Raw genomic sequence first — 24,400 nt, 5'->3', positions numbered from 1 at the left:
GCCAAATGCCGGACAATAGAAACGGGCATCCTGCTGAAGACATGGTTTCGCAATGGGTTCAGCACCCGGACGTAGTGCTCCATGTTTTCATAACCGTATACCCAGATCAGAACGGCGCCGCCAGGCTTGACGGCTTGCCGCATGCGCTGGACTGCCCGGACGGGATCTGCGAGATGGTGAATGACCCCGATGCTGAAAGCAATGTCGAAGACGTTCCGTTCGTCGAAATCGTACGCGCTTCGATGCAGAACCTCGACGCTCGGAAATCTTGCGAGATTGCGACGGGCCGCCGCTAACGAGCGCTCATCAACGTCGATGGCAACGCCGCCGGCGGCGCCATGCATCATAGGCCAATAGCTGTTACGACCCATCCCGCATCCGACATCCAGAAAGCGCTTGCCACGCCAATCCCTTTCAAGATCCAGCGGCGCCGTCCAGCGTCGAAACTGTTCCTCCTGATCGGGAGTCAAGTCGTTGAATTTCTCCCAAGAATAGCCGAAACGATCAGGCGAGCCGCCCTTCACATCATGATCTTTTGGCACGCGAGGTTCGGTCATTACGGCGTCTCTGGTCTGCCAATGATTTCGCTAAAAACTCAAAGCGTAGACGAAACGATTCTAATGCCCATGACAATATCACCCATGCTCATTCACGCACAAACTTGGAGATTTACTGCACTAGGATGGTCCATGCCAAACGAAGAGCAATACGTTGCGGCACAAGCGAGTATAATAAGAATGCGAAGCCGAAGCAGACTAGGCCTGCCAAAATCCGCCTTGGCGACGATATCAAGCGCAATGGCCGCGGCGTCACCTGAGAGCACGCCGAGCTTAACGAGCACATCTCGCAGCGATAATAAAACCGAACTGCACCAACAACAGAGCCTTGACGAATAGAGAACTAGGATACGCACTCTGTGACCCTGGCTTCTTTGAGCAATCCATGTTGGAGGGCCAACCATCCCCACAGGATCAAACGATGGTCCGCCGTGCCTTGACGATGCTCCCGCCAAATCCGTTCTATCTGATCCGGGCGAAAGCCGGGCAGTTCTCTGATCGCAGGCGTTCTCGGGATTTCTTTCAGCCAGGATGCGAGAGGAATGCCGAAACCCTTCTTGGGCCTGTCAACGATTTGTCGAGGCAGGAGGTCTCGCATTGCCCGTTTCATGATGTATTTGCTGACGCCATTGCGTAGCTTGAAATGAGAAGGCAGCCGGCGACAAAAATCCACGAGGTCGTTATCGAGGAAAACGGCTCGCGTTTCTAGCGAGTTCATCATCGCGGCTCGATCGACTTTCACCAGAATATCTTCCTGCAGGTAGAGACGCGTATAAAACTCCAGTGCCTTATCGAGCGGATTTGCTAAATTACTACTTTCCCAAAGCTCAATCGCTTCCGAATAGAGTTCCTCAGCGCTTGGCGCTTCGTGCATGATTTCATCCAAAAGCCGTGGGTCTGCGGGCGACAACCAAATCGGATTCCAAAGCGCAGCTTTGTGGTTGAGGCCAAGCAGCGTCCGCCGCAACTTAAAATCCAGGCTCATGTTCTTATCGGATTTCGGCACACGATTGGCGAGCTTCTCCACCATCTGGTGCAACGGCCGAGGCACGCAAGCTGAATACCATTGCGCCGGCTTCATCGCACGGAAGGGATCGTAGCCAGCTAGAAGCTCATCTCCGCCATCGCCGGACAGAGCTACAGTCACTTCTCGACGGCAGAGGCGCGAGAGGAGAAAGGTAGGGATTAGCGAGCCATCGCTGATCGGGTCATCCATCCGACGCAAGATTTCAACGAACAGCTCTTTTGCGACATCAAAGTCCAACTGTTCGACCCGATGTACGCAACCGAAATGGTTGGCGACATTGCGAGCGTATTCTGTCTCATCAAATGACGATTCATTGAAGCCAACGGTGAAGCATTTGACGTCTGCCTCAGATCGAAACTGCCTGACCGCCCAGAGGATCGAACTGGAATCAAGTCCGCCGCTGAGAAATAATCCAAGCGGAACATCTGCAACGAGACGACGTCTGACCGCGTTCAGCAGAAGCTGCCGAAACGCGTCTGCGAGCCGCTCATCGTCACGCTCGCGGAGGTTGTCGTCCGGCTCGAGGCGGAACTCCCAGTATCTTTGCACCTCGCAGCGGTGATCGTCGAGATTGAAGCTTATCTGGCAGCCGGCGGGCAGCTTCAAGACCTCTCGATATGGAGTATGCGGCGCCGGTAGAAAGCCGTAAGCGAAATACTTCGCGATGAGCCGCGGTTCGAGGTTGAGCTCCAGTTCGTGGTGTTCCTGAAAGCCTTTGATTTCACTGCAGAACGCAAAAAGACCGCGCTGCTGCGTATAATAGAGCGGTTTCTCGCCAAATCGATCCCGCGCTAGAAATAGCTTGCGTCGTTTTTTGTCGAGTACCGCGAACGCAAACATTCCATTGAGCCGAAGGGGAAGTTGATGGCCCCACTCCTCGTAACCGTGGACCAAGACTTCCGTATCGGAGTGGGTGGTGGTGAATATATGCCCGGCCGCCTCAAGATGCTCGCGGAGTTCTGGCGCATTGTAGATCTCACCATTGAAGACGATCCCCACCGATCCGTCCTCGTTCCACATTGGTTGTGAGCCGCCCTCAATGTCGAGCACCGAGAGCCGGCGATGTCCCAGAAATGTGTGCAGACTTGCATCGACGTGATAGCCGGTGCCATCAGGACCGCGATGCCGGAGACGTTCCGTCATCGAGACGATATCGGATTTCTTTCCGCGACCGACAAATCCCACGATGCCACACATCAGTGGGCTTTCTGAAGATTCGCGAAATTGGTCTCCTCGCGGATTTCATAACCGAAGCGGCCCTGCGATTCGAAATAGGTGCGCGTCACGATTTCAGCCAGAAGTCCCAGCAACATGCTGACTGCTGCCACGAGGAGCGCCGTAGCAGAGAGGACAGGCAAAGGTGTTTGGATAAGTGAAGTGCCTTCAGCGAACTTCAGAAAAAGTGAATAACACAAAACCAGCACAGAAATGACCAGGCAAAATGCGCTGAACGTTCCAAACACGTAAATCGGCTTTGCAAGGTAGCGATCGAGGAACGTAATAAGCATCAGGTCGAGTAGAACTTTAAGAATGCGTTCCAGTCCGTATTTCGACGTACCAAACTTTCTCGGGTAATGGCGGACCTCGACTTCTTCGATGTTGGCGCCCATCCATTTAGCGTAAATCGGGATGAAACGGTGCATTTCCCCGTAAAGGCGCACGCCATGAATCATCTCAGCGCGAAATGCTTTCAAGGTACAGCCATAATCGTGTAGGGAAACACCGGATATTCTAGAGATCACTCGATTGGCGACACGGCTAACAAAATTTCGGCGGATTTTTGCATCTTTTCGATTTTTGCGCCATCCACACACGACGTCTGCGCCGTTTTCAATCAGATCAACAAGCATTGGAATATCCCGCGGATCGTTCTGCAGATCGGCATCGATCGTGACGATTATTTCGCCCAAAGAGTGATTGATGCCGGCCTGCAGCGCGGCGGTCTGACCATAGTTGCGGCGGAATCGGATAACCCTAAGCCACGAATGCTGCGCTACGCAGGCTTTCAATTTCTTGAAACTGCCGTCGATGCTGCCGTCGTCGACACAGATAACTTCGAAGGACCCGCGTCCCTCGAGAGCATTATTGAGGGATTCGATCAGCAAGTCTATATTTTCGACCTCATTATAGATCGGCGTAACTATCGATATCCGGGGATGTATTTTAGAGCCCTCAGAAAAGGGGCGGACCGAACTCTCGTTCTTCTCAGGGGTCTGTATGTTCATCTGCACTGATCCTCAATCCATCGCGTGCGGCCGAGACCGGCGCGTTTTTTGGTCAGGGATAGCCGCGTCACGTCGGGCTCAGAGCCATGCCATCCATCCTAACTCGCCGCAGCCTGAACCGACGTCTCGAGTTTAGCTGTAAATGTCACGCGCCCAACACTCCCTCACTCTGCAAAACACAGAGCAGGTGCGAAGCGCCTCGAATGTCCGCCTTCACCGAAAATGCGCACCCTGAAAATCAAATGGGGCGCGGGCCGCCGGCAGGTCCTTTTGTGATAATTTGCTCGATGGCCAGTATTTAAAGTGAAATGACTCCCGAACGCTCTAGTCTCGCCCTGCCCACTTGGCGCTCGCCCTTGGTAGGCCGCGCCGCTTGGAAAAACCCTGTTGCTTAATCTTCTTCATATCGTCTTGTCGGAGACGCTGTTGTATGCCAAGCAACGATTCCTTAACCTAGTTGCGAGGCAACCTGCCGCAAATTTATGCGGGCGTCTAGATGCATGAGACGATCCTTTCGACTTAACTATTAATTCGCGGACTGCGCTTTCACGAGACTCTCCCCGGGAATCTACGGGGTTCCTTCTAAGAGAACTCGGTTAAGACCAAACTGAGCCTCATAATGCAGACGTCACGCTTCAGAGGCACGTTTAGGAGACCTGAATAATTTGGGATTCTACAGATTCAGTCCTGCATCTCGATCCATTCGCCACCGGCGCGCTTGACGTCCTTGCGTGTCCCAGTCCGTGCAGTTTCGAGCGCCCTTAGCGCGTTGCTCTCGCAGACTTCGCGCCCGCTGATGTTGTGTCGCCATCCCGCGACAGATCACCAGTCTCCGCCGCCCGTCTCCGAGGATAAGTCACCGCCACACGCATTCCCTCAGTTCCTGCTTGCAGCTGCGCACTACCGAGGCACGAATGAAATTCCAGGTGCTCGGTTGGACAACCCGACAAGCGCTCCGACTCCAATTGGCCGATGCCTGGCTTGCGGACGTTTCCTTCACATGAAACGATAGCAATTTATTCTATACGTCACCATCCTGACCGATGTTTTATCGTTGTTTGCCTCATCGATTAGATTCGACCGCACGCCTGATTGATTCCTGGAGTTCACATCGTACTGCGCAACGCGCTTCTCGCGCAGAGTGAGGTTCGATCCGATGCCTGGCGCTTGGGCTATGCGCTAGGACCGCCACAATTTCGTGTGGATGGCGCTGTGCCATACCACCCTCGCCGCAACAGTGACCTTGAGGACATCGCATCAAAGGAGCAGAATCGGCTTTGATTTGCTGCGCGCCCATTCGAGCGCAACGATTTGAGCCCACAGAATTGTTTTGGTGGATTTCGAATGTCACAAGAGATTCATTGGACCACGCGAGCACTTCGAACTGCCCGGAAGTTTTGCGCAGATAATGGCCACATTATTGTTGGAGTCGCTGGAGGCCTTGCGTTGGCTATCCTCGTGAGGCGATAGCGTTTCCGACTCGTGTCTAGAAAAATGACCGCAGATTGCTATGCAACCCTTCCGACGCTTTACAAGGCGGATTTAACCGAACTAGCTCTCGCCTCGCTCGATATCTGGAAGGCATGCACGAGGACTGAAGCCAACTGCGCAAATACACCGGCGCCAGCGCAAAAACCTATCGTGCTGCAACATACGAGAGTTGGATGCGAGAGCTGATCTAGTACACGCACTGTCGGACGTAATAGCCGCCGCTCACCCGTATCCACTGGCACGGGCTCGGCGGAGGCTCCTTGATGATGGTGAAGCCGTGATAGTCGATGTTGGTTGGCGCTGTCAGGCCGCGCCAGAACACCGCATTCGCGTTGGACGAACTCAGAGTCATCGCTGCCGAGAAGCAGATCAGGGCGGCACAGAGCGGAATTAACGTTCGCATCATCATTTTCCGGTTTGGAATTGCCTGCAGTCGCGCGCTCATCCTGATCGGTCCGCGAGCGGCTCGCAAGCCCCATCGCACTGCACCATCAAAGGGCCAGCGGCGAGCCTTCACGCCGCAAGCTTCGCCGCGTGCGCGAAATCCCAATACAGCTCTCGCGCACGCGCAAAAAAGCGCCCGGGCAAGAGCTGCCGGTCGTCGATCCGGATCACGGGCGCGACCTTGGCGAAGTTGCCGGTCGAAAAGATCTCGTCCGCGGTGACGAAGTCGGCATATCGTAGCGTTGCCTCTATCACCGTGATGCCATCGCCGCGCAACAGATCGATCACGCGCTGCCGCGTGATTCCGTTCAGGAAGGTGCCATTCGGCGCCGGCGTATAGACTACACCCGCTTTCGCCATGAACACGTTGGAATTGCCGAACTCCGCGACGTTACCGAGCATGTCCAGCATCAGGCAATTCTGAAAGCCGCGCGAGGCGGCCTCCCTGAGCGCACGAGAACTATTCGGGTAAAGACAGGAGGCCTTGACATCGGCGGGCGCACATTCGGCGGTCGGCCTGCGGAACGGCGACAGCGTAATCGCACTGCCGACAGGCGCTGGGATCGGCGATTCGTAGATACAAAGGCACCAGTCCGTCGTTTCCGGATCGAACAGCACGCCGCCGCCGATGCCGTTCTGCGGCCAGTACATCGGGCGAATGCAGAGTTCGGCATTGGCCGGAAAACGGGCTATACCTTCACGCGCCAGTTCGAGCCACGTGCCGAGATCGACGACCGGCTTGAGCCCGAAGTTGACCGCAGATTGATTGACGCGGGCGCAATGACGATCGAGGTCGGGCATGACGCCTTCGAAGGCGCGCCCGCCATCGAATACCGTGGAGGCGAGCCAGAGCCCATGAGTGCGTGGCCCCATGATCGGCACGTTGCCCTCGTGCCACTCGCCTCGGAGGAATGTCCATGTCCTCGAATGGCTAACGGACTTGGTGTTGGGGATCATGACGAACCTCCATTCTGGGACGACTGAGTTATGGTCCGTAGATCACCAGTTCAGTATCCGACAGATCGGCAAGCCGGGGGCGATGCGGACCCTTGAAGTATTTGCAGCCGATCGGCTCCCAGTAGATGCCAGCCAGGTCACGCAGGGGGCCATTAGCGTCGAGTGCAATCGATATCCAACCGCGCCGGAGCACGAAGCGGCCGATGGCGCCGGCGCACAAGATATAATCGGCTACATCGGGGCAATAAATCATCTGCAGCGCCGGCAGCCTGATGCGAGTGACGCGTACCGACTTCAGGACGAACGGAATGGCGCGGCTGTCGGCGGCGCGGCATACCAAGCTGAGGCAGCCGTAGCCTGCGTGACGTGCAAGCAGAGCGACATCAGCTTCGGACAAGCCGTCGACCGCCTGCGCATCCTGCCGGACGACTTCGATACACATGTCCTTGACCCGACGCGACAGCGCTGGAAGGGAGAAGAACAAGCCGCCGCAATAGCGGGCTGATGTTGCCATCGCCATCGCGCGACAGGATCACCAGTCCCTGCCGCCCGTCTCCAGATAGGCCACCGCCGTCACACAGTCCCCCGGCGGCGGCAAACTTCGACGCGCCCACGGCTAACACCAGAAACCGAGACACCAACCGCACCCTCGGCCACCCCTGGTTGAAACGATTGCCGCTCCAATTGTGCAGCATCCCCTCGCCCTCGCTGAGCCTGTCGCCGAGAGTTCAATTGAATGTCGTCGATTGGCGTGTTCGAGGCACTGGTTTGCGGGATCAGGCTGATCAAATCGTCGGCGTCGCCCGCAGCGGCTGGACTTATTGATCCGCGACCTGCTGACCGAATTCTACCAGGGTCACGGCCATGGTCGCGAGCTTGGCAAGTCGGAAACGCCAGACCGGCGTTAACCCGATAACCGGCGTCCTGCCACACGGCGTCCACAGGCGAAGCCTCTGCGCGTTCATGGCGCTTGCTCCGATCACTTCTCCCGCATGACGCCTCGCAGACGGTCTTTGAGCGGGCGGACCAAGTAATCAAGAACCGTTCGCTCGCCGGTGGGGAAAATCACATCCGCGGGCATTCCAGCTGACAATCGATCCTTTACGAACGAGGGTATGTCATCCACGACAACCTGAGCAAGGAAGTACGGTTGCTTGGTCTGTTCGTCGATGAGGCGATCGCGGGAGATACTCTCGACCTGCCCCACAATGATCGGAAGGATACGGGTTTGAAATGATGTGAACCTGACCTCCGCGGGCATACCAGGCTGGAGATTTTCCGTATCCTGTGGTTGCACGTGCGCCTGCACAATGAGCGCGTCGTGCTCGGGGACCACGTCAACCATGGGCTCACCCGGTTTGACGACTCCGCCAGAGGTAAAGACCCGCAGATTTTGTGCAACGCCCGTGCTGGGAGACACGATGTCCACGCGAGACAGGACGTCCTGCGCGACTCTGACTTTCTCACGAAGATCATTGATCTTCTGTCGCGTTTCGAGCATCGAGCTAGCAACATCCTCCTGGAACTTTTGGCGAAGTTGCCGGATCTGCAGACGCGCTTCTTCGATGCCGTTGCGGGCCTTTGATTCATCCGCAGTTGAGCGCCCAAGCAAGCCTTCAAGGCGACTCCTTTCGCGCTCGAGCGCCATCAATCGACTTTTCTGGGTTAGCTGATTTTCAAACAAGTGACGGACGTCAACCAATTCTTCATTTACATACTTGAGCTGATTGGCCGTTCCGCTTCGCTCCTGCCTTAGGCCCTCGATCTCCGATCGATATTGATCGACCCTGGCGTCAAGTATTTGGACCTGACCCTTGAGAGAGCCGCACCTCTCGCGAGATTGAGCCACTTGGTCGGCAATTGCCCGCTTGACGTTTGGATCGTCGGCGCGATCAAGCAGCTCCTGGGGAAATGCTATTTCGTCCTGGCCATCCCGTTCGGCGATCAAACGCGCTTCCTGGGCGATCGCTGAATCCAGCTGGTTGCGCTGCAGCTCATATCCAGCCTTTGCCTGCGTAAGGTCCAGTTGGAATAAGACCTGCCCGGCTTGGACGTGTTGTCCCTCGCGAATGCGGATTTCGCGAACGATACCACCCTCCAGATGCTGGACGGTCTTGCGGTTGGTTTGCGCGGACACAACTCCGGTGGCGGTGATCGCACTGTCCAGCCGAGCAAAGGCAGACCATCCACCTAGAACGAGAAAAGTGCCGACGATGACGACGTAGCCGGCTATGGCTGGGACTCTCCAGTCCGGAACGAGGTTCTTCTGCATCGTCGCACCTATCGGACGGCTGTTGCAGCACCGGCGACCGCCGCGATTTTCGGACCGCCCATCAATCGAGAAAGCACCTCAACGCGACCGCCGAACGCCGACACCCGTCCGGCTGCAAGCACGAGCACTTTGTCCACCGCCGCAAGCATCGCGGTCTTGTGCGATATAACGACAACGGTCGAGCGCGCTCGCTTCAGCGCCTCGATCGCCTCCATCAACGCAGCTTCGCCTTCCGAGTCCAGACTCGCATTTGGTTCATCGAGTATCACGATCGGTGGCTTTCCATAGAGCGCGCGAGCCAAGCCTATACGCTGCCGCTGCCCACCCGACAGGACAAGTCCGCCTTCGCCTACCTGGGTATTGTAACCATCGGGCAAGCCTTGCACCAACTCGTGAACTCCAGCCATTTCGGCCGCAGCAAACAGCTTCTCCTCGTCATGCTCGCCGAACCGGGAAATGTTTTCTGCAAGCGTACCGGAGAACAACTCAATGTCTTGCGGAAGATATCCGATATAGGGGCCAAGCTGATCGCGATTCCAATGAGCCAACTCAGATCCGTCAATTCTGACTTTCCCAACGGCGGGTCGCCACACCCCAACCAACGCTCGTGCCAAGCTGGACTTACCTGCTGCGCTCGGACCTATAATTCCCAAGATCTCACCAGGCTGCAGGGCGAAGGAGAGTTCCCGGATAACGGGCTCCTTTCCGCCGGGGGGGATGACGAGAATATTCTCGACTGAGATCAGGCCTTGGGGCGGACGAAGCGCGATTTTTTCGCCTTCATCGGGGAGCATTTTCACGAGATTGCTTATCCGCTCGTATGCAGAGCGAGCTGCCAGGAATGTCTTCCATTGTCCGACGGCTATTTCGACCGGGGCAAGTGCGCGCCCCATGATGATCGAGGCTGCAACCATTGCGCCTGCCGAAGTCTCCTGATTGACCGTCAGATACGCACCAACTCCGAGTATCGCAATCTGAAGAAACGCACGAACGAACTTGCTGAATGCCACAAGAAAACCGGCCCGATCACTGGCGCCCGCCTGCAATTGCAGGCCTTCACTATGTCGATCAGACCAACGGTCCCGCAAGCCCTTGAGCATGCCCATGGCATAGAGCACGTCTGCATTCCGGAACGTAGCTGCTGCGTACGAATGGGCCTGGACCGAATTGCGAGAGGCGTCCTTCAATTGATTACGCGTCAATAGCTCGTTGGCCAACGCTAACGCAAAAATGAGCAATGCCCCCACGCCGGCCACATAACCGAACCAGGGATGCATAATGAAACATCCAGCGACAAACACAGGAACCCAGGGCGCGTCGCAGAACGCGATGAGGCCTGTGCCAGTCAGGAACTCGCGAATAGTATCGAGGTCTCGTAAAGCCTGCGCCTGGTTTGCACCCGGCTGAACAATCGTGCCGCGCAGGACCGTATCAAACAACGGGCGCTTTGCCTTGTCGGCGAACAGAAGCCCAAGCCTGACGAGGACGGACGATCGGATTTTCTCCAGAGCCGCATACACGATCAGGAGAAAGCCCGCGATCATGGTCAGCGCAACCAGCGTGCCGATGTTTCGACTCCCCAGAACCCGATCGTACACTTGGAGCATGTAGAGGGGGCCCACAAACGCCAGCAGATTTATGAAGAAGCTAAAAACAATGGCCGTTGCGAAGCCAGGGCGAATAGCCTTGGACGCGTCGGCCAAAAAAGATGGACGTTTCGACATGGGGGACTCATAACAACGACTGATAGGCTGGGTCGATTTCACGCCAGAGCAGTTGAGGTGTGGTGCACATCAATTCCGACGATGCTGACCGTCGAGCCATCCGATACGTCGAGATCGTGTGTGTTGGCGCTCACATCATTAGCGGCGTAGTTTACCTGAGCGGTCGGGCTGCCGGTCGCCGCGACCTGGCTCACCTGGGCGTTCGGGTCGCAGGTCGCCGCGACCTGGCTCACCTGAGCAGTCGGGTCGGCGGTCGCCGCGACCTGGCTCACCTGAGTGGTCGGGTCGGCGGTCGCCGTGACCTGGCTCACCTGAGCAGCCGGGTCGACGCTCGCCGCGAGCTGGTTCAGCTGAGCGGTTGGGTCGACGCTCGCCGTGAGCTGGTTCACCTGAGCGGTCGGGTCGGCGCTGGCCGAGAGCTGGTTCACCTGAGCGGTCGGGTCGACGCTGGCCGTGAGCTGGTTCACCTGAGCGGTTGGGTCGACGGTCGCTGTGAGCTGGTTCACCTGCGCGGACGAGTCGACGGTCGCTGTGGGCTGGTTCACCTGAGCGGACGGGCCGACGGTCGACGTGACTTCGGGCTGTAGATCCGACACCGGCGTCTGGGTCGCGTCAGCCTGACTTATCACGTTAGGGATCAAAGGAATGGTGGTGGTCGTATCCGCATGCGCAACCGCTGTGGTCGGCGCCGTCGAAACATGCTCAGGAGCAGGATGGTCCGGCGGCAGATTTGACGGGGCGGAGGAACTGACAGGATTCTGGGTGACGGTTCGTTCAACCTGTTCCCCGGCGGCAATCGGGAAGCCCTCACCCTGCTGCGGGTGAAAATCCGCCAGCTTCAAATCGAGATCATGCTCGGCACGGACTACGTCATGCGCCGAACAGGCCGCCACACTATCATGATGAGATGACTCGGGAGGGGGACCAGACGGCTTGGCCACCAGGCCGGCAATCGCCGGCTCATTGAAGTGGTGAACGGCGTCCTGCCCGTCAAGATGGAGCGCCGCCGCAGCCAAGACGGACCGATCATCCGTGACGTGAAACGCCTGAAAATTTTGCAGCAAGTTGTCGTCAGCGACAGCCTGTCCAATATGTGGACAGTGCTCGCCGTGGGCGGGCTGTGCATGATCGAGTGACACGAGATCATCAGACGGCTTGCTAACCGAACCGCCTAGCGCCAGGCTATCCCAGACTGAAGCGATTACGATTGCGGAATATGTCGCCGCAAGATCGTGACGATCGAGGAACCACCCGAACGACTTCTCCGGCCGGCTGCCGTCGTCGGCAGTCGCATTCAGTTCACTGCTCTTGACGTAGCCCGTGACCACCAGGGCGGCCAACAGTGTGGCGGGATGCAGAAAAACGGTCGATCGCGACGAATGCTGCTTCGGCAAAACGTACGGATGGGAATCCAGCAACTCCCGCACCAGCCTCTCGAAGTTTCGGCCGCGAAGTACTGCTTCGGTGAAATTCGAAGCGACAACGTATTCCCCGCCGATGCGGGCAAAGTGAACGATTACCTCTTCGTTGTCTTGCCGGAAGAAAACAAACCAGGGCTCGCCCTCGTCGGTGAGCCCACGATCTGTTGAAATCCCAACTCCGGATTTTGTCAGGGCATCTTCCACCCTGTAGAATTCCGCCAGCTCTGGCTGGCTCCAATCGCCTCGCTCGTAGGCCCGAAAAAAGGTAAGAACCTGATTACTCTGCAACATGAAAGTACTCAGCCCAATGGTGAACTCGCTGCGTAACAACCGCTCATCGTCGATGCGGCCAAGCTCCCCCAGGACCGGAAAGTACAATCGAAAGTGTTGATGCCCCTGGGGCCTACCTCTTGTCGCTCTTTCCGAACAATATCGAATGGGTGACCGGATCGTAGCACCTTAGGAGATTTCTGACGAAAACCTTCGGCTCTACGCCCAAAACCTCGGCCCACACCAAATATCGGTCGGGGGGTATCCGGCCGCGCCCTGACTCCAATTGAGAGATGAAGGTGTAATAATTCCCCCCCACCTTCTCAGCCATCTGGCGCTGCGACAACCCCCGCCTTTCCCTCAGCTCTTTGAGCCAGAGGCCCGCCTCTTTACGCAACTCAACGACCTCTGGCGATGAAATTTGCTGATGGCTCGAATACATCACTCCACCAATGACAGTGCCCCAAATCACTGGCCGGCGGGGCGTGAAAAAATGGCAATCGTGTATAGTGTTTTTGCTACCAATTGTAAATATCCATGCCGTCAGGAATTTATCTCCGTGAGAATACGGACGTGACCAAATACGGACGAGGGGCGGAAATCTACCCCGCACATTCAATACAAGGAAAAACACCAAGCACCTCGATCAAGATCGGCGGTGGCAAAACCCGGCCCAAGGCGCAAGCCGGGCGTCCCAAGAAGGCCACCGGCTCAAGATGCGAGATCGTGCGCCGCGACTACCCGGACCGTGACCATCCGAAGCTGCTCGAGCACATCGTCGACCAGCCCGCAAACGCAGCAGCAACGGCGGTTCGTAAATCGCACGCCGGCGGTGGCGGATGACCTTCTAGCCCAACGAATCGATACCCGGATTTGTGAGCAAGACGGAGGAGCCGCAACGCTGTCGCGCGGCTTCCACTTCTCATTCGCCATTGTCGCGTCGAAGTCTGCGCACCACGGCCAACAGCGGCGTCGGAAAGTACGAGCCTGATCGCACCGGTTTTCGAGTTGAAATATAGACTACCCCCTATTTTGATTTTGTGATCGAGGGCGAAAGGGCACCGCAGATTCCGCTTGCGTCGACGGCTAAGCAGTATTAACTTTACTGTACACCAGACAGCCCGGGGTATTGCGTACCGGTCTCAGTGTCGGTCCCCGCTCCGGCTACTCCGGAGCGGGGTCTGCCTTCAAGGATGGAGGGAAAGAATGGAACGGTTGTACCTGGGCATCACTGTTACCAGCACGTTCACGCTGGTCACGATGGCGTTGATTCTAGTGTTCATGCGATAAGGCCGTCTCAAGTTGCTGGCATCTCGTCTTTATCCCTCGGGCGGCATGAGTATTGCTCACATCAAGGCAAACAGGATGACGCGAGCAACCAGCACGATGGCGCCTTCCTCAATCTGTTTTGCGAGGAGCTTGTCTGCGAGTAGTTGTAGCCAAAAGTTTTTCTGCTGAGGCTTTGCTGCGAAGCGTCCACGAAATGGCCGAACGTTACTGAACTTGACGATCTTCGTAGGCGGGTGCGGGAGGTCGAAGAGAGAGCGCGTGCTAGACGGTGGCACACATCATCCAATCCAGCTACCTCGAAGATGTGACTGGCTGGAATTATCATCAGCCTTGGCGGCGTTCTACCTTAGACGACAGCATTGAACGAGACAGCATTGAACGAAAAGACTTCACCTCCGAGCCCATTTTTTTCGTGCAGACTCGCTGTTTTGAATCGCCCGTCGAAGTGTCAGTCTTCGTCAGTTGGGAGAGTGATATGAGGCGTCAATCTTTTGCAACGGTTCTTATTGGGAAGAATATTTTAGTCAGGGAAGGTATTGCCCAAATCCTGCGTGCGGAACGTTTCCGGATCCTGGCTTCGGTATCAAGCGTGGATGAATTGCCGAGCACGCTTCAATCGCCCGAGCCCCTGTTTCTTATTGTCCAAGCCGGAGATGATTTCGATCTCGCGGCAGAACACATCGGGCTGGTGAGGGATCAGCATCCGGGTGGACGCATAGCGATAGTGGCCAATCGCGATCGGCCCGCCGAACTGGCTTTGGCATTTCGGGCGGGCGCCAACGGCTATTTCGTGAACGTCAACTGCTGCGATGCATTCATCAAATCGATCGAACTGGTGGCGATGGGCGGGACAGTCTTCCCGCCGGCATTTCTATCGTTCGCTCTCGATACCAAAACTGACGGAAGCAAAGCAGCGATCCACGATGAAAACGAGGGGGCGATCTTCGTCACCACGGACGACACGGTCGCGCCGCAGCTCTCGCCGCGGGAGAAATCAATTCTGCGCTGCCTGATCGAAGGCGATTCCAACAAAACCATAGCCCGAAAGATCGATATCGCCGAGGCGACGGTGAAGGTCCACGTCAAGGCGATCTTGCGCAAGATCCGGGTCCAGAACCGGACACAAGCGGCAATTTGGGCAATGAACCATGGGGCGCTGGCACGTGCGGAAATGAGCGATGCGCCGCCCTCAGGCCGCGACATCGACCGACGAACGCCGGAGGTCATCGACGTCATCTCCAATGTCAAGCAAATTGAGGCGCCGGGCTCACGTGAATTGATCAACGGCCAGGGTAATCGCGTTGGCGTACCTCGCATCGCCAGCTTCGAGGTTGACGTTCGAAGGTCAGAAGCACTGTTCCGCAAAAACCTCAGTTGAAAGACGTAACGGGCGGGGACGGTGCGGGTCGCATTAGTACACGCACTGTCGGACGTAATAGCCGCCGATCACCCGTATCCACTGACACGGGCTCGGCGGAGGCTCCTTGATGATTGTGAAACCGTGATAGTCGATGTCGGTTGGTGCGGTCAGGCCACGCCAGAACACCGCATTCGCGTCAGACGGGCTGAGAGTCATCGCTGCCGAGAAACAGGCCAGGGCGGCACAGAGCGGAAAGAGTGTTCGCATCGTCATTTTCCGGTTTGGAACTGCCTGCAGTCGCGCGCTCATCCTGATTGGTCCCGAAGAGGGTCGCAAGTCCTATCTCACCACCAAATGGCCTGCGGGGAGCTCTCACGCCGCAAGCTTCGCCCCGTGCGCGAAATCCCAATAGAGCTTTCGCGCACGCGCATAGAAGCGCCCGGGCATGAGTTGCCGGTCGTCGATCCGGATCACGGGCGCGACCTTGGCGAAATTGCCGGTCGAAAAGATCTCGTCCGCGGTGACGAAGTCGGCATATCGTAGCGTTGCCTCTATCACCGTGATGCCATCGCCGCGCAACAGCTCGATCACGCGCTGCCGCGTGATTCCGTTCAGGAAGGTGCCATTCGGCGCCGGCGTATAGACTACACCCGCTTTCGCCATGAACACGTTGGAATTGCCGAACTCCGCGACGTTACCGAGCATGTCCAGCATCAGGCAATTCTGAAAGCCGCGCGAAGCGGCCTCCCTGAGCGCACGGGAGCTATTCGGGTAAAGACAGGAGGCCTTGACATCGGCGGGCGCACATTCGGCGGTCGGTCTGCGGAACGGCGACAGCGTAATCGCACTGCCGACAGGCGCTGGGATCGGCGATTCGTAGATGCAAAGGCACCAGTCCGTCGTTTCCGGATCGAACAGCACGCCGCCGCCGATGCCGTTCTGCGGCCAGTACATCGGGCGGATGTAGAGTTCGGCATTGGCCGGAAAACGGGCGATGCCTTCACGCGCCAGTTCGAGCCAGGTGCCGAGATCGACGACCGGCTTGAGCCCGAAGTTGACCGCAGATTGATTGACGCGGGCGCAATGACGATCGAGGTCGGGCATGACGCCTTCGAAGGCGCGCCCGCCATCGAATACCGTGGAGGCGAGCCAGAGCCCATGAGTGCGTGGCCCCATGATCGGCACGTTGCCCTCGTGCCACTCGCCTCGGAAGAATGTCCATGTCCTCGAATGGCTAACAGACTTGGTGTTGGGGATCATGACGAACCTCCATTCTGGGACGACTGAGTTATGGTCCGTAGATCACCAGTTCAGTATCCGACAGATCGGCAAGCCGGGGGCGATGCGGACCCTTGAAGTATTTGCGGCGTTCCCGGTAGAGCCCGACCAGGCCCTTCATGCGGCCGTTGGCGTCGAGAGCGACGGAGATTCGGCCGCGCCAGAGCAGGAAGCGGCCGATGGCGCCGGCGCAGGCGACGTAGTCAGCCACATCGATGCAATAGATCAACTGCATGGTGAGAGGCGCGATCCAGCGGATTCGGATCGACTGCAGGACGAACGGAAAGGCGCGGCCATCGGCGGCGCGGCATACCAGGCTGAGGCAGCCGTAGGCTGCGTGGCGTGCAAGCAGCGCAACGTCAGCTTCGGACAAGCCGGCGACCGCTCGCGCGTCTTCCCTGACGATTTCGACACGCATAGCCGCGGCCGGGCGCGACACCGCTGGAAGGGAGAAGAACAGGCCGCCGCAATAGCGGCGGAATCCCTGCGCTTCGATGGCTCGCCAAGTCCCTTGCGCCGCACTGATATTGACGTAGGTGACGTCCTTGTGGCGCTGCGCGACCTTGGTCAGCATCGGCGCGTAGCTGCGAAAGGCAGGCTCCACATACCAACTAGAGAGATTGCATCGGATGGAGGTGTAGCCGTCATCGTTCCGTGCGGTATGGATCAGCAGCAGAGCGCCGACGGGCGCCCCCTCATGGTCAAGCAGGTAGCCGAAGCGCGGGAAGCCTTCGGGTACTTCGCGCTCGGACATGCGCCGGAGTCCGTCGATCCAGTAGTTGCGCGAGCGGACCGGAAAGCCGCGTGTCAGAAGGTCGGCGATGGCACCAAGATCGGCTGTTCCTATCTCGCGGCATCGGATCATGGTCCGAGCACTCACTCAGGATATCCGAGCCGCGTCTTGGTCATCTGGTTTGGCAAGCGCGCCAGGCGGGCGGACCGAGCGGCAACCAGCTTGCGTCCATGGCGACGCGCCGGAATTCCGGCTGTGGAGAGAGCCGTTTCTCGCAGAGGCTTTGAGCGTCCGGCTCGCTGCGATACCATGTACAGCAACCAGTTGCGGTATATTCGCTTGGCTGGCAGATGCCAGACGTTTCTCAGGTCCTTCGTCACTTCATCGGCTGGAAAGTCGGCGAAAAGCTCCGGGCATCTGTCGGCAAGGGCCTTCTGTCGGAAAGCGGTCAGTAACGCTTCCGCCTCCTCGTCCAGATAGCCCTTTGGTATCGTCGGACAGACTTCGTTCTCTCCCCGGAGGAAGCGACCCATGTCTCTTCTATATTCGCCCAACAGGCTCTGGGATTCGTACTCCGGGTGCCCCTGGAAATGGACGAAAAGGCTCGTCTTCTGCTGCTTGACGAAGCAGTCGACCCCCGCCTCCCCCGACCCGGACAGAACCGAATATCCGCAGCTCGCGAGATCCCTCTCCTGCACCTCGTTCCACCGGGCGTGCGGTATTCTGAAGGTCGTCGGCACGTCTTGCATCAAGGCATGATGTCTCCTCTTTGTTTGAGCGAAGACACCGAAGCATTTGGTGGGCAGCTTGTGGCGCGCGACGCCGTCCATGTGGAGGACGACCCCATGGACGGCCAGACACGAAAACACCGACGACAGGGTATTCTCCCTGGCCCACTCAGCGATCTGGACGAAGGTGTTCCAATATGGCTCTTCCGCCAGGCTGGCGGCTCTGGGTTCGGCGCCGGTCACGATCACCCCATCCAGCCTCCTGCTCAGCAGATCGTCGATGCCACGGTAGTGTCGACGCACATAGTCGCGCCCCCATTCCGAACGGGGAGTCGTCTCCATCGTATAGAAATGCAGCCTGACGAGAATTCGTCCGGCCGCCGCGTCGAGCAGGTCGAACACCTGGCGCTCGGTCGACATCAAGGCAGCGTCCGACATGTTGTTGATGAGCCCGATGTCCAGGCACTCCACCCGATTTCCCGGTGACTCCTTTGCACAATCGCTTCCGTGCGACCCTCTCGATAAGAGGTGGTGTTCGTACGAATCTACATCGATCAAAACAGCCATCCGAATGCCTTCATGTTTGACGAAACATCAATTCGCAGCACGAAGGGCCTGATCGAGATCTGCGATGATGTCGTCGATATGCTCGATTCCGACGCTTAGCCTGATCATCTCGGGGCGGACGCCGGCTTTCTCCTGCTCTTCGCGCGACATTTGCCGATGCGTGGTCGATGCGGGATGGCAGGCGAGCGATTTCGCGTCGCCAATATTGACCAGCCGTTTGCAGAGCCTCAGCGCGTCGTAGAACCGCTTGCCCGCCTCGAAGCCTCCAGCCACGCCAAAAGTCAGCAGCGAACAGGCCCGGCCGCCCAGATATTTCTGTGTCAGCGCGTAATAGGGGCTGTCGTGAAAGCCCGCATAGTTCACCCACCCGACGCCGCGGTCATTGCGCAGGAACTGCGCGACCTTCTCGCCATTGTCGACGTGCCGTTCGATCCGCAGCGCGACGGTTTCAATGCCCTGGAGCAGCAGGAAAGCGTTCATCGGCGCCAGGACGGCGCCGGTGGTTCTCTGGGAGACGGCGCGGCAGCGCGCGATGTAGGCGGCCGCCCCGTAGCGCTCGGTGAAGACCAGCCCGTGGTACGACTTCTCCGGCTCGTTCATCATCGGGAAGCGCCGACGATGCTGTGCCCACGGGAATCTGCCACTATCGACGATAATTCCCCCGAGCGTGGTGCCATGCCCGCCCATGAATTTCGTCAGCGACTCCACGACGATGTCTGCGCCATATTCGATCGGCCGCAGCAGGATCGGTGTCGGCACCGTGTTGTCGACGATCAGCGGGACACCGTGCCGGTGCGCGACGTCGGCCATCGCTCCGATGTCGCAGACGTTTCCGGCCGGATTTCCGACGCTCTCGCAGAACACCGCCCGCGTATCGTCGTCGATCAATCTTTCTACGCTCTCCGGCCGGTCGTCTTCCGAAAACCGGACCGTAATGCCCTGTCTCGGCAGGATGTGCGCGAACAGCGTATGCGTGGTTCCGTAGAGCTGCGGGACCGAGACGATGTTGGTGCCCATCTCCGCGATATTGACTACCGCATAGTTCACCGCGGCCTGACCGCAGGCCACGCTGAGCGCATCGATGCCTCCTTCCAAGGCGGCGACGCGACTCTCAAGCACCGCGTTGGTCGGATTGCCGATCCGCGTGTAGCGGAAGCCGTCCACTTCAAGGTTGAAGAGCGCGGCTCCATGGTCGGCGCTGTCGAATGCGTATGAGGCGGTCTGATAGATCGGGACGGCGACGGCCTTCGTGGCCGGATCGTCTTTGAAGCCGCCGTGGACGGCGATGGTCTCTCTCCTCATGGAGGAAGGTCCTTCGACCCTTCGATCCCGGGCGATCTCGGGATGTCCCTGGCGCATCGCGCGTCCTCCAATTCCAATTTCCACGTCGCCTACCGGTCATTCCTCGGAAAACCGAGCAGGTCCCGCACCGCGGTCGGCCAACGGGTCGTGTTTCCGCCGTGGGTGTGGAACATGGCGACTGCGAGACGGTCCATTCCGAACGCCACGCAGGCGGTATGGGCCGGCTCGCCCGCCGCATCCACGATGCCCCAGGTGGCACCGAAATGTTCGCGGTGATAATTGAAGCTCATGCAGGCAGTCGGCTGCTCCTCGGAGCGCAGAGGCACCAGCAGTTCGAATTTCAGCGACATTTGCTTTTGGCTCAGGGCCATCATCTGGCCGACCCGGCCGAAGAACGGATCGCTGGCGTAGTCGACCCTGAAGGGCAGCCCGAGATCGCGAGCGATCTCCTGAGCCCGCTCGATCCAGCGCTCCCGGAACGCGAAGGCCTGATCGGGGCTGCCGATGCAGACGAATTCGCGCATCCTGAAGGACTGCAGCCGGTCGAGATGGTGCGAGGGCTCGCGGCGGAAGCAATCGGCAGCCACGTCGAATCGCCAACCACCTGCTGGTACGGGACCGCGGCTCGCTGCGATCGGATAGGCCGGATAGCAGGCTGCGGGCGACAGCACGAGGTCGGCCGGTGAAAGCGACTGCGTCCAGTCGCCGCCGGCCTCGAAGCGGTTGACCGCGGCGTGGATCTCGCTATCCGTCCCGTGCAAGCCGCAAACGCAACCCAGGAGGTTCGGAAAGCTTTTCAGATAGCCCGACCTCTCGAGCTGCGCGCGATTCATCACGGGAGGAAAGCGCATCACCTCGGTGTCCGCTTCGCGATGCCGCGAGATCAGCACTGCAAGCCGCTCTACGACGTCTTCGTAGAGCGCAGTGCGACCATAGACCCCCGGAGAGCCCATCTCGTAGAACAGCAAATCGGTAAGATGGTCCAACGGATCCGACGGACGAGAAGCGGATTCCGACTGTGCTGCAAACATGGCCACGTTCATATCGAGCCCCATTTCCTTTCGAGGACCAAATATCAATCGCGCAGGGACTCCGGGACGGCGCTCATCAGCGTCGCGGTGCCCATGCTGGCGAGGATGCGATCGTTGTTGATCATGATTGGAGCGGAAAGCACGTCGCGCAGGTGGCGACCGATACTTACGTCGGTATCGTTGCGGTAACCAGAGAGGCCGCAGGCGCGCATCGCGTGCATGACGGCTGAGACCGCGAGCTCGGAGGCCTCCACCTTGAGAAGGTTGATCGAGGACTGGAAGTCGACGGACGACAGCGCGCGTTCGTCCCGTTCGCGAGCTTCATAGAGGCGCAGATTCGCGGCGATGATGGCACGCAGTTTCGTCAGCGTCATTTTGGCTGTGGTGAAATGCGGCGCACCGGGAGGCATATTGCCGCCCGCCCCGCGGGCCGCCTTGCGGATGAAGAGCTGCGCTCGGTCCACCGCCGCAGCCGCGATCCCCGCCCACACCGAAGACCAGCAGAGGTGTGCGACGGGTGTCATTGTCTGCGCATGAATCTTTTCGTATGCGACGGGGAATATCTGGTCCGCAGCGCCTCTGAAGTTCAGCTTGAACCCTGCGCTGCAGGTCCCACGCATGCCAAGCGTCTCCCACGCGAGAGTGGGTTCCAGCGTGTAGTCGTCGCGGGTGATGGCCAGGAGCACCTGATCGGATCCGGCCGCAGAGTCGGAGCGACGGGCAACGGTAATGATGCCGTCCGCCTCGGCGCCGTATGAAATCACCGTTGCGTCACGCACCAGCGAAATCTCGCCGCCTGCGCGCTCCACTGCGGCCGAGCTGAATCTGATGTTTCCGCCGTTCTGGCCCTCCGTGGTCGACGATGCCAGCAGCAGCTGTTCGGCAGCCACGCGGCGCATGAGGCTTTCGTGCCAGCCGCTGCCCGCGCCGTGGCGGACCAGACACGCGATCTTGGTCTGATGCATCGCGAAGATCATTCCGACCGAGGCGCAGGCACGGCCGAGCGCGTAACACATATCGGTCACGTCGGAGATAGATGCTCCGTCGCCGCCGAACTCGATCGGAATCTGAGCACCCAGAAGCCTCTCCTTGCGCGCCGCTTCGATCGCCTCCCGCGGGAAGCGCGCTTCGCGATCGACCGCCCCTGCCTCCGTCGCAGCGACCCGCGCGACATTTGCCGTCCGCTGCCGGAACGAGGAGTCGTCAGGAGAGAGTGCTACTTGGCCAATTTCCGTGGCGATGTCGCGGAACTGGACTTCCTGCACATTCATGGCCAAGGCCCCGGATTTCATGGTTGAACGACGCGAAACATGCGAGATGAATTCCGCTGAAAATCCACAACTAGTCCACTTCACCGGCTGCGTCGTTGGCGCAAAAGTGGGTGTCAGGGAGCTTCCACTCCCGGGCGAGGTACCTCCGAAGCAGAGCTGTTGCCCCCAAGAGCAGTTGGGTATCGTCGCCCGATTGTGATCGGACCCGGTCACGGCGAGGGACCGTTGAAATGCATGACTTTTCCGTCAACGTTCAGAACCGTGTTCTATCCGTCGTCAGGAGTGTCCTCGAGCAGAACGCGATCACCGCCGATGTCCACCCGGATTCGCGGTTGGTGGATATCGGCCTGAGCTCAATGGGCATGGTCGACCTGATGCTCAAGGTTGAGGCCGAGTTCGATCTCATCCTTCCCCAACTCGCGATCACGCCCGAAAATTTTCAATCGGTGAAGACGATGGAGCGGATGATCCTCAACCAGCTCGGACCCGGGTCGGGATGAAGCCAGTTGAACACAGTTTCTGCTCCGACGATCACGCCGGCCGCATCGACAACGATTGCGCGGTCGTTCTGGCCGCGACCTTGCCGGCTAGCGAGCAGGTACGCGCGGATGTCGATCCAACCCGACCGCATGACCAGGTCGTGAAGACAGCCGGTGCGACCAGATGCGCTGCGCCGCAGCGCAGACGCTCCGCCGCCAAGGCGTGGCTGCAAGCCCTCGCGCTAACCGCGCAGGTCGAAGCGCAGCCGCATCGGTTGTTCGCCGACATCGTGGAAGAATGGGCACAGCGTCAGCCCGGGCGACCCGCCCTGCTCTCGGACGGCCAATCGTTCACCTATGGAGAGCTCGCCGCGCGGATCAACCGGTATGCGCGCTGGGCGCGCAGCCTCGGCCTCCATGCCGGCCACACCGTCTGTCTGCTGATGCCGAACCGGCCGGACTACCTCGCCTGCTGGCTTGGCATCAGCAGGGTCGGCGGGACGGTAGCGCTGATCAATACCAGGCTGGTCGGCCGGTCGCTCGCCCACTGCATCGACGTCGCGCGTGCCGATCACGTCATCCTTGCTGCCGATTGCGTGGAAGCGTTCGAAACCGCACGTCCATACCTGCACCACATACCGCAAAGCTGGAGCCTTGGCACCGGCGGCCCAAGCGGCGATCTGGACGCGATGCTCGCCGCCTTCGAGCCGCGCCCGCTATCCCCCGCCGAACGTGGCGACGTCACGATCGAGCGACGTGCACTCCTCATCTACACCTCGGGCACCACGGGGCTACCGAAGGCGGCGAACGTCAGTCATCGCCGCATTCTCACCTGGGGCGGATGGTTTGCTGGATTGACGGACGCGTCCAGCAACGATCGTCTCTACGATTGCCTGCCGCTCTACCACTCCGTGGGAGGCGTCGCAGCTCCCTGCAGCATGCTGTCCGCGGGCGGCTCGGTCGTGATTGCGGAGAAATTCTCCGCTAGCAGCTTCTGGGACGACATCTTGCGTTTCGACTGCACCGTCTTCCAATATATCGGCGAGCTGTGCCGCTATTTGCTGAAAGCGCCAGCGTCTGAACGAGAGGCGCGACACGGGCTGCGGCTGGCCGTCGGCAACGGATTGCGTGGCGACATCTGGGAAATGTTCGCCAGCCGGTTCGCAATTCCGCAGATCCTCGAATTCTATGCCGCAACGGAAGGCAATTTCTCCCTGTTCAACGTCGAAGGAAAACCCGGCGCGATCGGCCGGGTTCCGCCGGTGCTTGCGCACCGCTTTCCCGCTTCGATCGTCAAGGTCGATGCCGACAGCGGCAACCCACTCCGCAACGATGCCGGGCTCTGCATCGCCTGCGGCCCCGGCGAGACGGGCGAGGCTGTCGGACGCATCGGCGGCGCCGATCGCGACGGCGCACCTTTCGAGGGCTACACAGATTCCGTCGAGACGGAGAAAAAGATCCTGCGCGACGTCTTTACCGAGGGCGATGTCTGGTTTCGCACCGGTGATCTGATGCTGCGCGATGAGCAAGGCTACTTGCATTTCGTCGACCGCGTCGGCGACACCTTCCGCTGGAAGGGCGAGAACGTTGCGACCAGCGAAGTGAACGACGCAATAAGGGACTGCCCCGGCGTTCTCGACGCCTCGACCTATGGAGTTGCCGTTTCCGGGGCCGATGGCCGCGCGGGCATGGCGGCCCTGGTGGTGGACCGAAGTTTCGATTTCGGGATGTTCAGAGAACACCTTTCGCATCGGCTTCCGCCCTATGCAGTTCCAGCCTTCGTCAGGCTGTGCCGGGCGCTCGAGGCGACCGACACTTTCAAGCAGAAGAAGCAGCGGTTGATCCGCGAGGGATTCGATCCTTCAGTCGTGGACGATCCGCTGTTCCTGCGCGATTCAGCAACCGGCGACTATCGTTCGATCGACCGGGCCGTCTACGCGCGCATCGTTGAAGGCGAGATCAGGCTCTAACAT

Annotated in this window: 21 protein-coding genes; 4 read left to right on the top strand and 17 right to left on the bottom strand. The window is 59.0% G+C overall.

What is annotated here, in order from left to right; all coding sequences use genetic code 11:
- The 10 genes from SO156_RS20795 to SO156_RS20750 all read right to left on the bottom strand — a co-directional run.
- A partial coding sequence (locus tag SO156_RS20795; RefSeq protein ID WP_498536100.1) for a class I SAM-dependent methyltransferase occupies nt 1-557 on the bottom strand: 557 nt, incomplete at its 3' end.
- Nucleotides 558-900: 343 nt separating this feature from the next.
- Nucleotides 901-2,781 carry an asparagine synthase (glutamine-hydrolyzing) gene (gene asnB / locus SO156_RS20790; RefSeq protein WP_498536099.1) on the bottom strand — a complete coding sequence of 627 codons (1,881 nt, stop codon included), beginning with the start codon at nt 2,779-2,781 and terminating at the stop codon, nt 901-903.
- Nucleotides 2,781-3,809, bottom strand: a complete 1,029-nt coding sequence (locus SO156_RS20785) for a glycosyltransferase family 2 protein (RefSeq protein WP_498536098.1) — start codon at nt 3,807-3,809, stop codon at nt 2,781-2,783. The genes asnB and SO156_RS20785 overlap by 1 nt, the downstream gene beginning before the upstream one ends.
- Nucleotides 3,810-5,487: 1,678 nt before the next feature.
- Nucleotides 5,488-5,703 carry a hypothetical protein gene (locus tag SO156_RS20780; protein ID WP_498536097.1) on the bottom strand — a complete coding sequence of 72 codons (216 nt, stop codon included), beginning with the start codon at nt 5,701-5,703 and terminating at the stop codon, nt 5,488-5,490.
- 110 nt (nt 5,704-5,813) lie between these two features.
- Nucleotides 5,814-6,701 (bottom strand): branched-chain amino acid aminotransferase, encoded by an 888-nt coding sequence (locus tag SO156_RS20775; protein WP_498536096.1) that lies wholly within the window; start codon nt 6,699-6,701, stop codon nt 5,814-5,816.
- A 28-nt stretch (nt 6,702-6,729) separates the two neighbouring features.
- Nucleotides 6,730-7,221: a hypothetical protein gene (locus SO156_RS20770; RefSeq protein ID WP_498536095.1), complete on the bottom strand. Its 492-nt coding sequence runs from the start codon at nt 7,219-7,221 to the stop codon at nt 6,730-6,732.
- 459 nt (nt 7,222-7,680) lie between these two features.
- On the bottom strand, nt 7,681-8,973 hold the full coding sequence (locus SO156_RS20765) for an HlyD family type I secretion periplasmic adaptor subunit (RefSeq protein WP_498536094.1): 1,293 nt from the start codon (nt 8,971-8,973) through the stop codon (nt 7,681-7,683).
- An 8-nt stretch (nt 8,974-8,981) separates the two neighbouring features.
- Entirely contained in the window at nt 8,982-10,697 is a 1,716-nt protein-coding gene (locus tag SO156_RS20760; protein WP_458196231.1) for a type I secretion system permease/ATPase, read from the bottom strand.
- Nucleotides 10,698-10,735: 38 nt separating this feature from the next.
- Nucleotides 10,736-12,496 (bottom strand): hypothetical protein, encoded by a 1,761-nt coding sequence (locus SO156_RS20755; protein ID WP_498536093.1) that lies wholly within the window; start codon nt 12,494-12,496, stop codon nt 10,736-10,738.
- 25 nt (nt 12,497-12,521) lie between these two features.
- Nucleotides 12,522-12,830 (bottom strand): helix-turn-helix domain-containing protein, encoded by a 309-nt coding sequence (locus SO156_RS20750; protein WP_027525439.1) that lies wholly within the window; start codon nt 12,828-12,830, stop codon nt 12,522-12,524.
- A 131-nt stretch (nt 12,831-12,961) separates the two neighbouring features.
- Here SO156_RS20750 and SO156_RS20745 point away from each other — a divergent pair, with 131 nt between their 5' ends.
- Both SO156_RS20745 and SO156_RS20740 read left to right on the top strand, forming a co-directional pair.
- The gene (locus tag SO156_RS20745; RefSeq protein WP_498536092.1) at nt 12,962-13,231 is read left to right on the top strand and encodes a hypothetical protein; all 270 of its coding nucleotides are present in this window, start codon (nt 12,962-12,964) and stop codon (nt 13,229-13,231) included.
- 715 nt (nt 13,232-13,946) lie between these two features.
- Nucleotides 13,947-15,056: a LuxR C-terminal-related transcriptional regulator gene (locus SO156_RS20740; RefSeq protein ID WP_498536091.1), complete on the top strand. Its 1,110-nt coding sequence runs from the start codon at nt 13,947-13,949 to the stop codon at nt 15,054-15,056.
- A gap of 33 nt (nt 15,057-15,089) precedes the next feature.
- Here the strand turns inward: SO156_RS20740 and SO156_RS20735 are convergent, their stop codons facing one another.
- The 7 genes from SO156_RS20735 to SO156_RS20705 all read right to left on the bottom strand — a co-directional run bounded on the left by SO156_RS20735 (nt 15,090) and on the right by SO156_RS20705 (nt 21,948).
- The gene (locus SO156_RS20735) at nt 15,090-15,305 is read right to left on the bottom strand and encodes a hypothetical protein (RefSeq protein WP_498536090.1); all 216 of its coding nucleotides are present in this window, start codon (nt 15,303-15,305) and stop codon (nt 15,090-15,092) included.
- 105 nt (nt 15,306-15,410) lie between these two features.
- Nucleotides 15,411-16,298 carry a branched-chain amino acid aminotransferase gene (locus SO156_RS20730; RefSeq protein ID WP_498536089.1) on the bottom strand — a complete coding sequence of 296 codons (888 nt, stop codon included), beginning with the start codon at nt 16,296-16,298 and terminating at the stop codon, nt 15,411-15,413.
- Between the two features lie 28 nt (nt 16,299-16,326).
- Nucleotides 16,327-17,181 carry an acyl-CoA acyltransferase gene (locus SO156_RS20725; RefSeq protein WP_498536103.1) on the bottom strand — a complete coding sequence of 285 codons (855 nt, stop codon included), beginning with the start codon at nt 17,179-17,181 and terminating at the stop codon, nt 16,327-16,329.
- A gap of 11 nt (nt 17,182-17,192) precedes the next feature.
- Complete coding sequence (gene metA / locus SO156_RS20720; RefSeq protein WP_498536088.1) at nt 17,193-18,344, bottom strand: homoserine O-succinyltransferase MetA; 1,152 nt, start codon at nt 18,342-18,344, stop codon at nt 17,193-17,195.
- A 27-nt stretch (nt 18,345-18,371) separates the two neighbouring features.
- Nucleotides 18,372-19,646, bottom strand: a complete 1,275-nt coding sequence (locus SO156_RS20715; RefSeq protein WP_458143684.1) for an O-acetylhomoserine aminocarboxypropyltransferase/cysteine synthase family protein — start codon at nt 19,644-19,646, stop codon at nt 18,372-18,374.
- 89 nt (nt 19,647-19,735) lie between these two features.
- Nucleotides 19,736-20,689: an amino acid--[acyl-carrier-protein] ligase gene (locus SO156_RS20710; protein ID WP_498536087.1), complete on the bottom strand. Its 954-nt coding sequence runs from the start codon at nt 20,687-20,689 to the stop codon at nt 19,736-19,738.
- A gap of 32 nt (nt 20,690-20,721) precedes the next feature.
- On the bottom strand, nt 20,722-21,948 hold the full coding sequence (locus SO156_RS20705) for an acyl-CoA dehydrogenase family protein (protein ID WP_498536086.1): 1,227 nt from the start codon (nt 21,946-21,948) through the stop codon (nt 20,722-20,724).
- A 230-nt stretch (nt 21,949-22,178) separates the two neighbouring features.
- On the opposite strand from SO156_RS20705, the gene SO156_RS20700 reads away from it, so the two are divergent.
- Nucleotides 22,179-22,448, top strand: a complete 270-nt coding sequence (locus SO156_RS20700) for a phosphopantetheine-binding protein (protein ID WP_498536085.1) — start codon at nt 22,179-22,181, stop codon at nt 22,446-22,448.
- Nucleotides 22,445-24,397: a long-chain-acyl-CoA synthetase gene (locus tag SO156_RS20695; RefSeq protein WP_498536084.1), complete on the top strand. Its 1,953-nt coding sequence runs from the start codon at nt 22,445-22,447 to the stop codon at nt 24,395-24,397. Before SO156_RS20700 ends, SO156_RS20695 begins: the two co-directional genes overlap by 4 nt.
- The last annotated feature ends 3 nt before the right edge of the window (nt 24,398-24,400 follow it).

The sequence above is a fragment of the Bradyrhizobium sp. UFLA05-125 genome (assembly GCF_059803515.1).
This window is presented reverse-complemented; position numbering and strand designations above follow the sequence as displayed.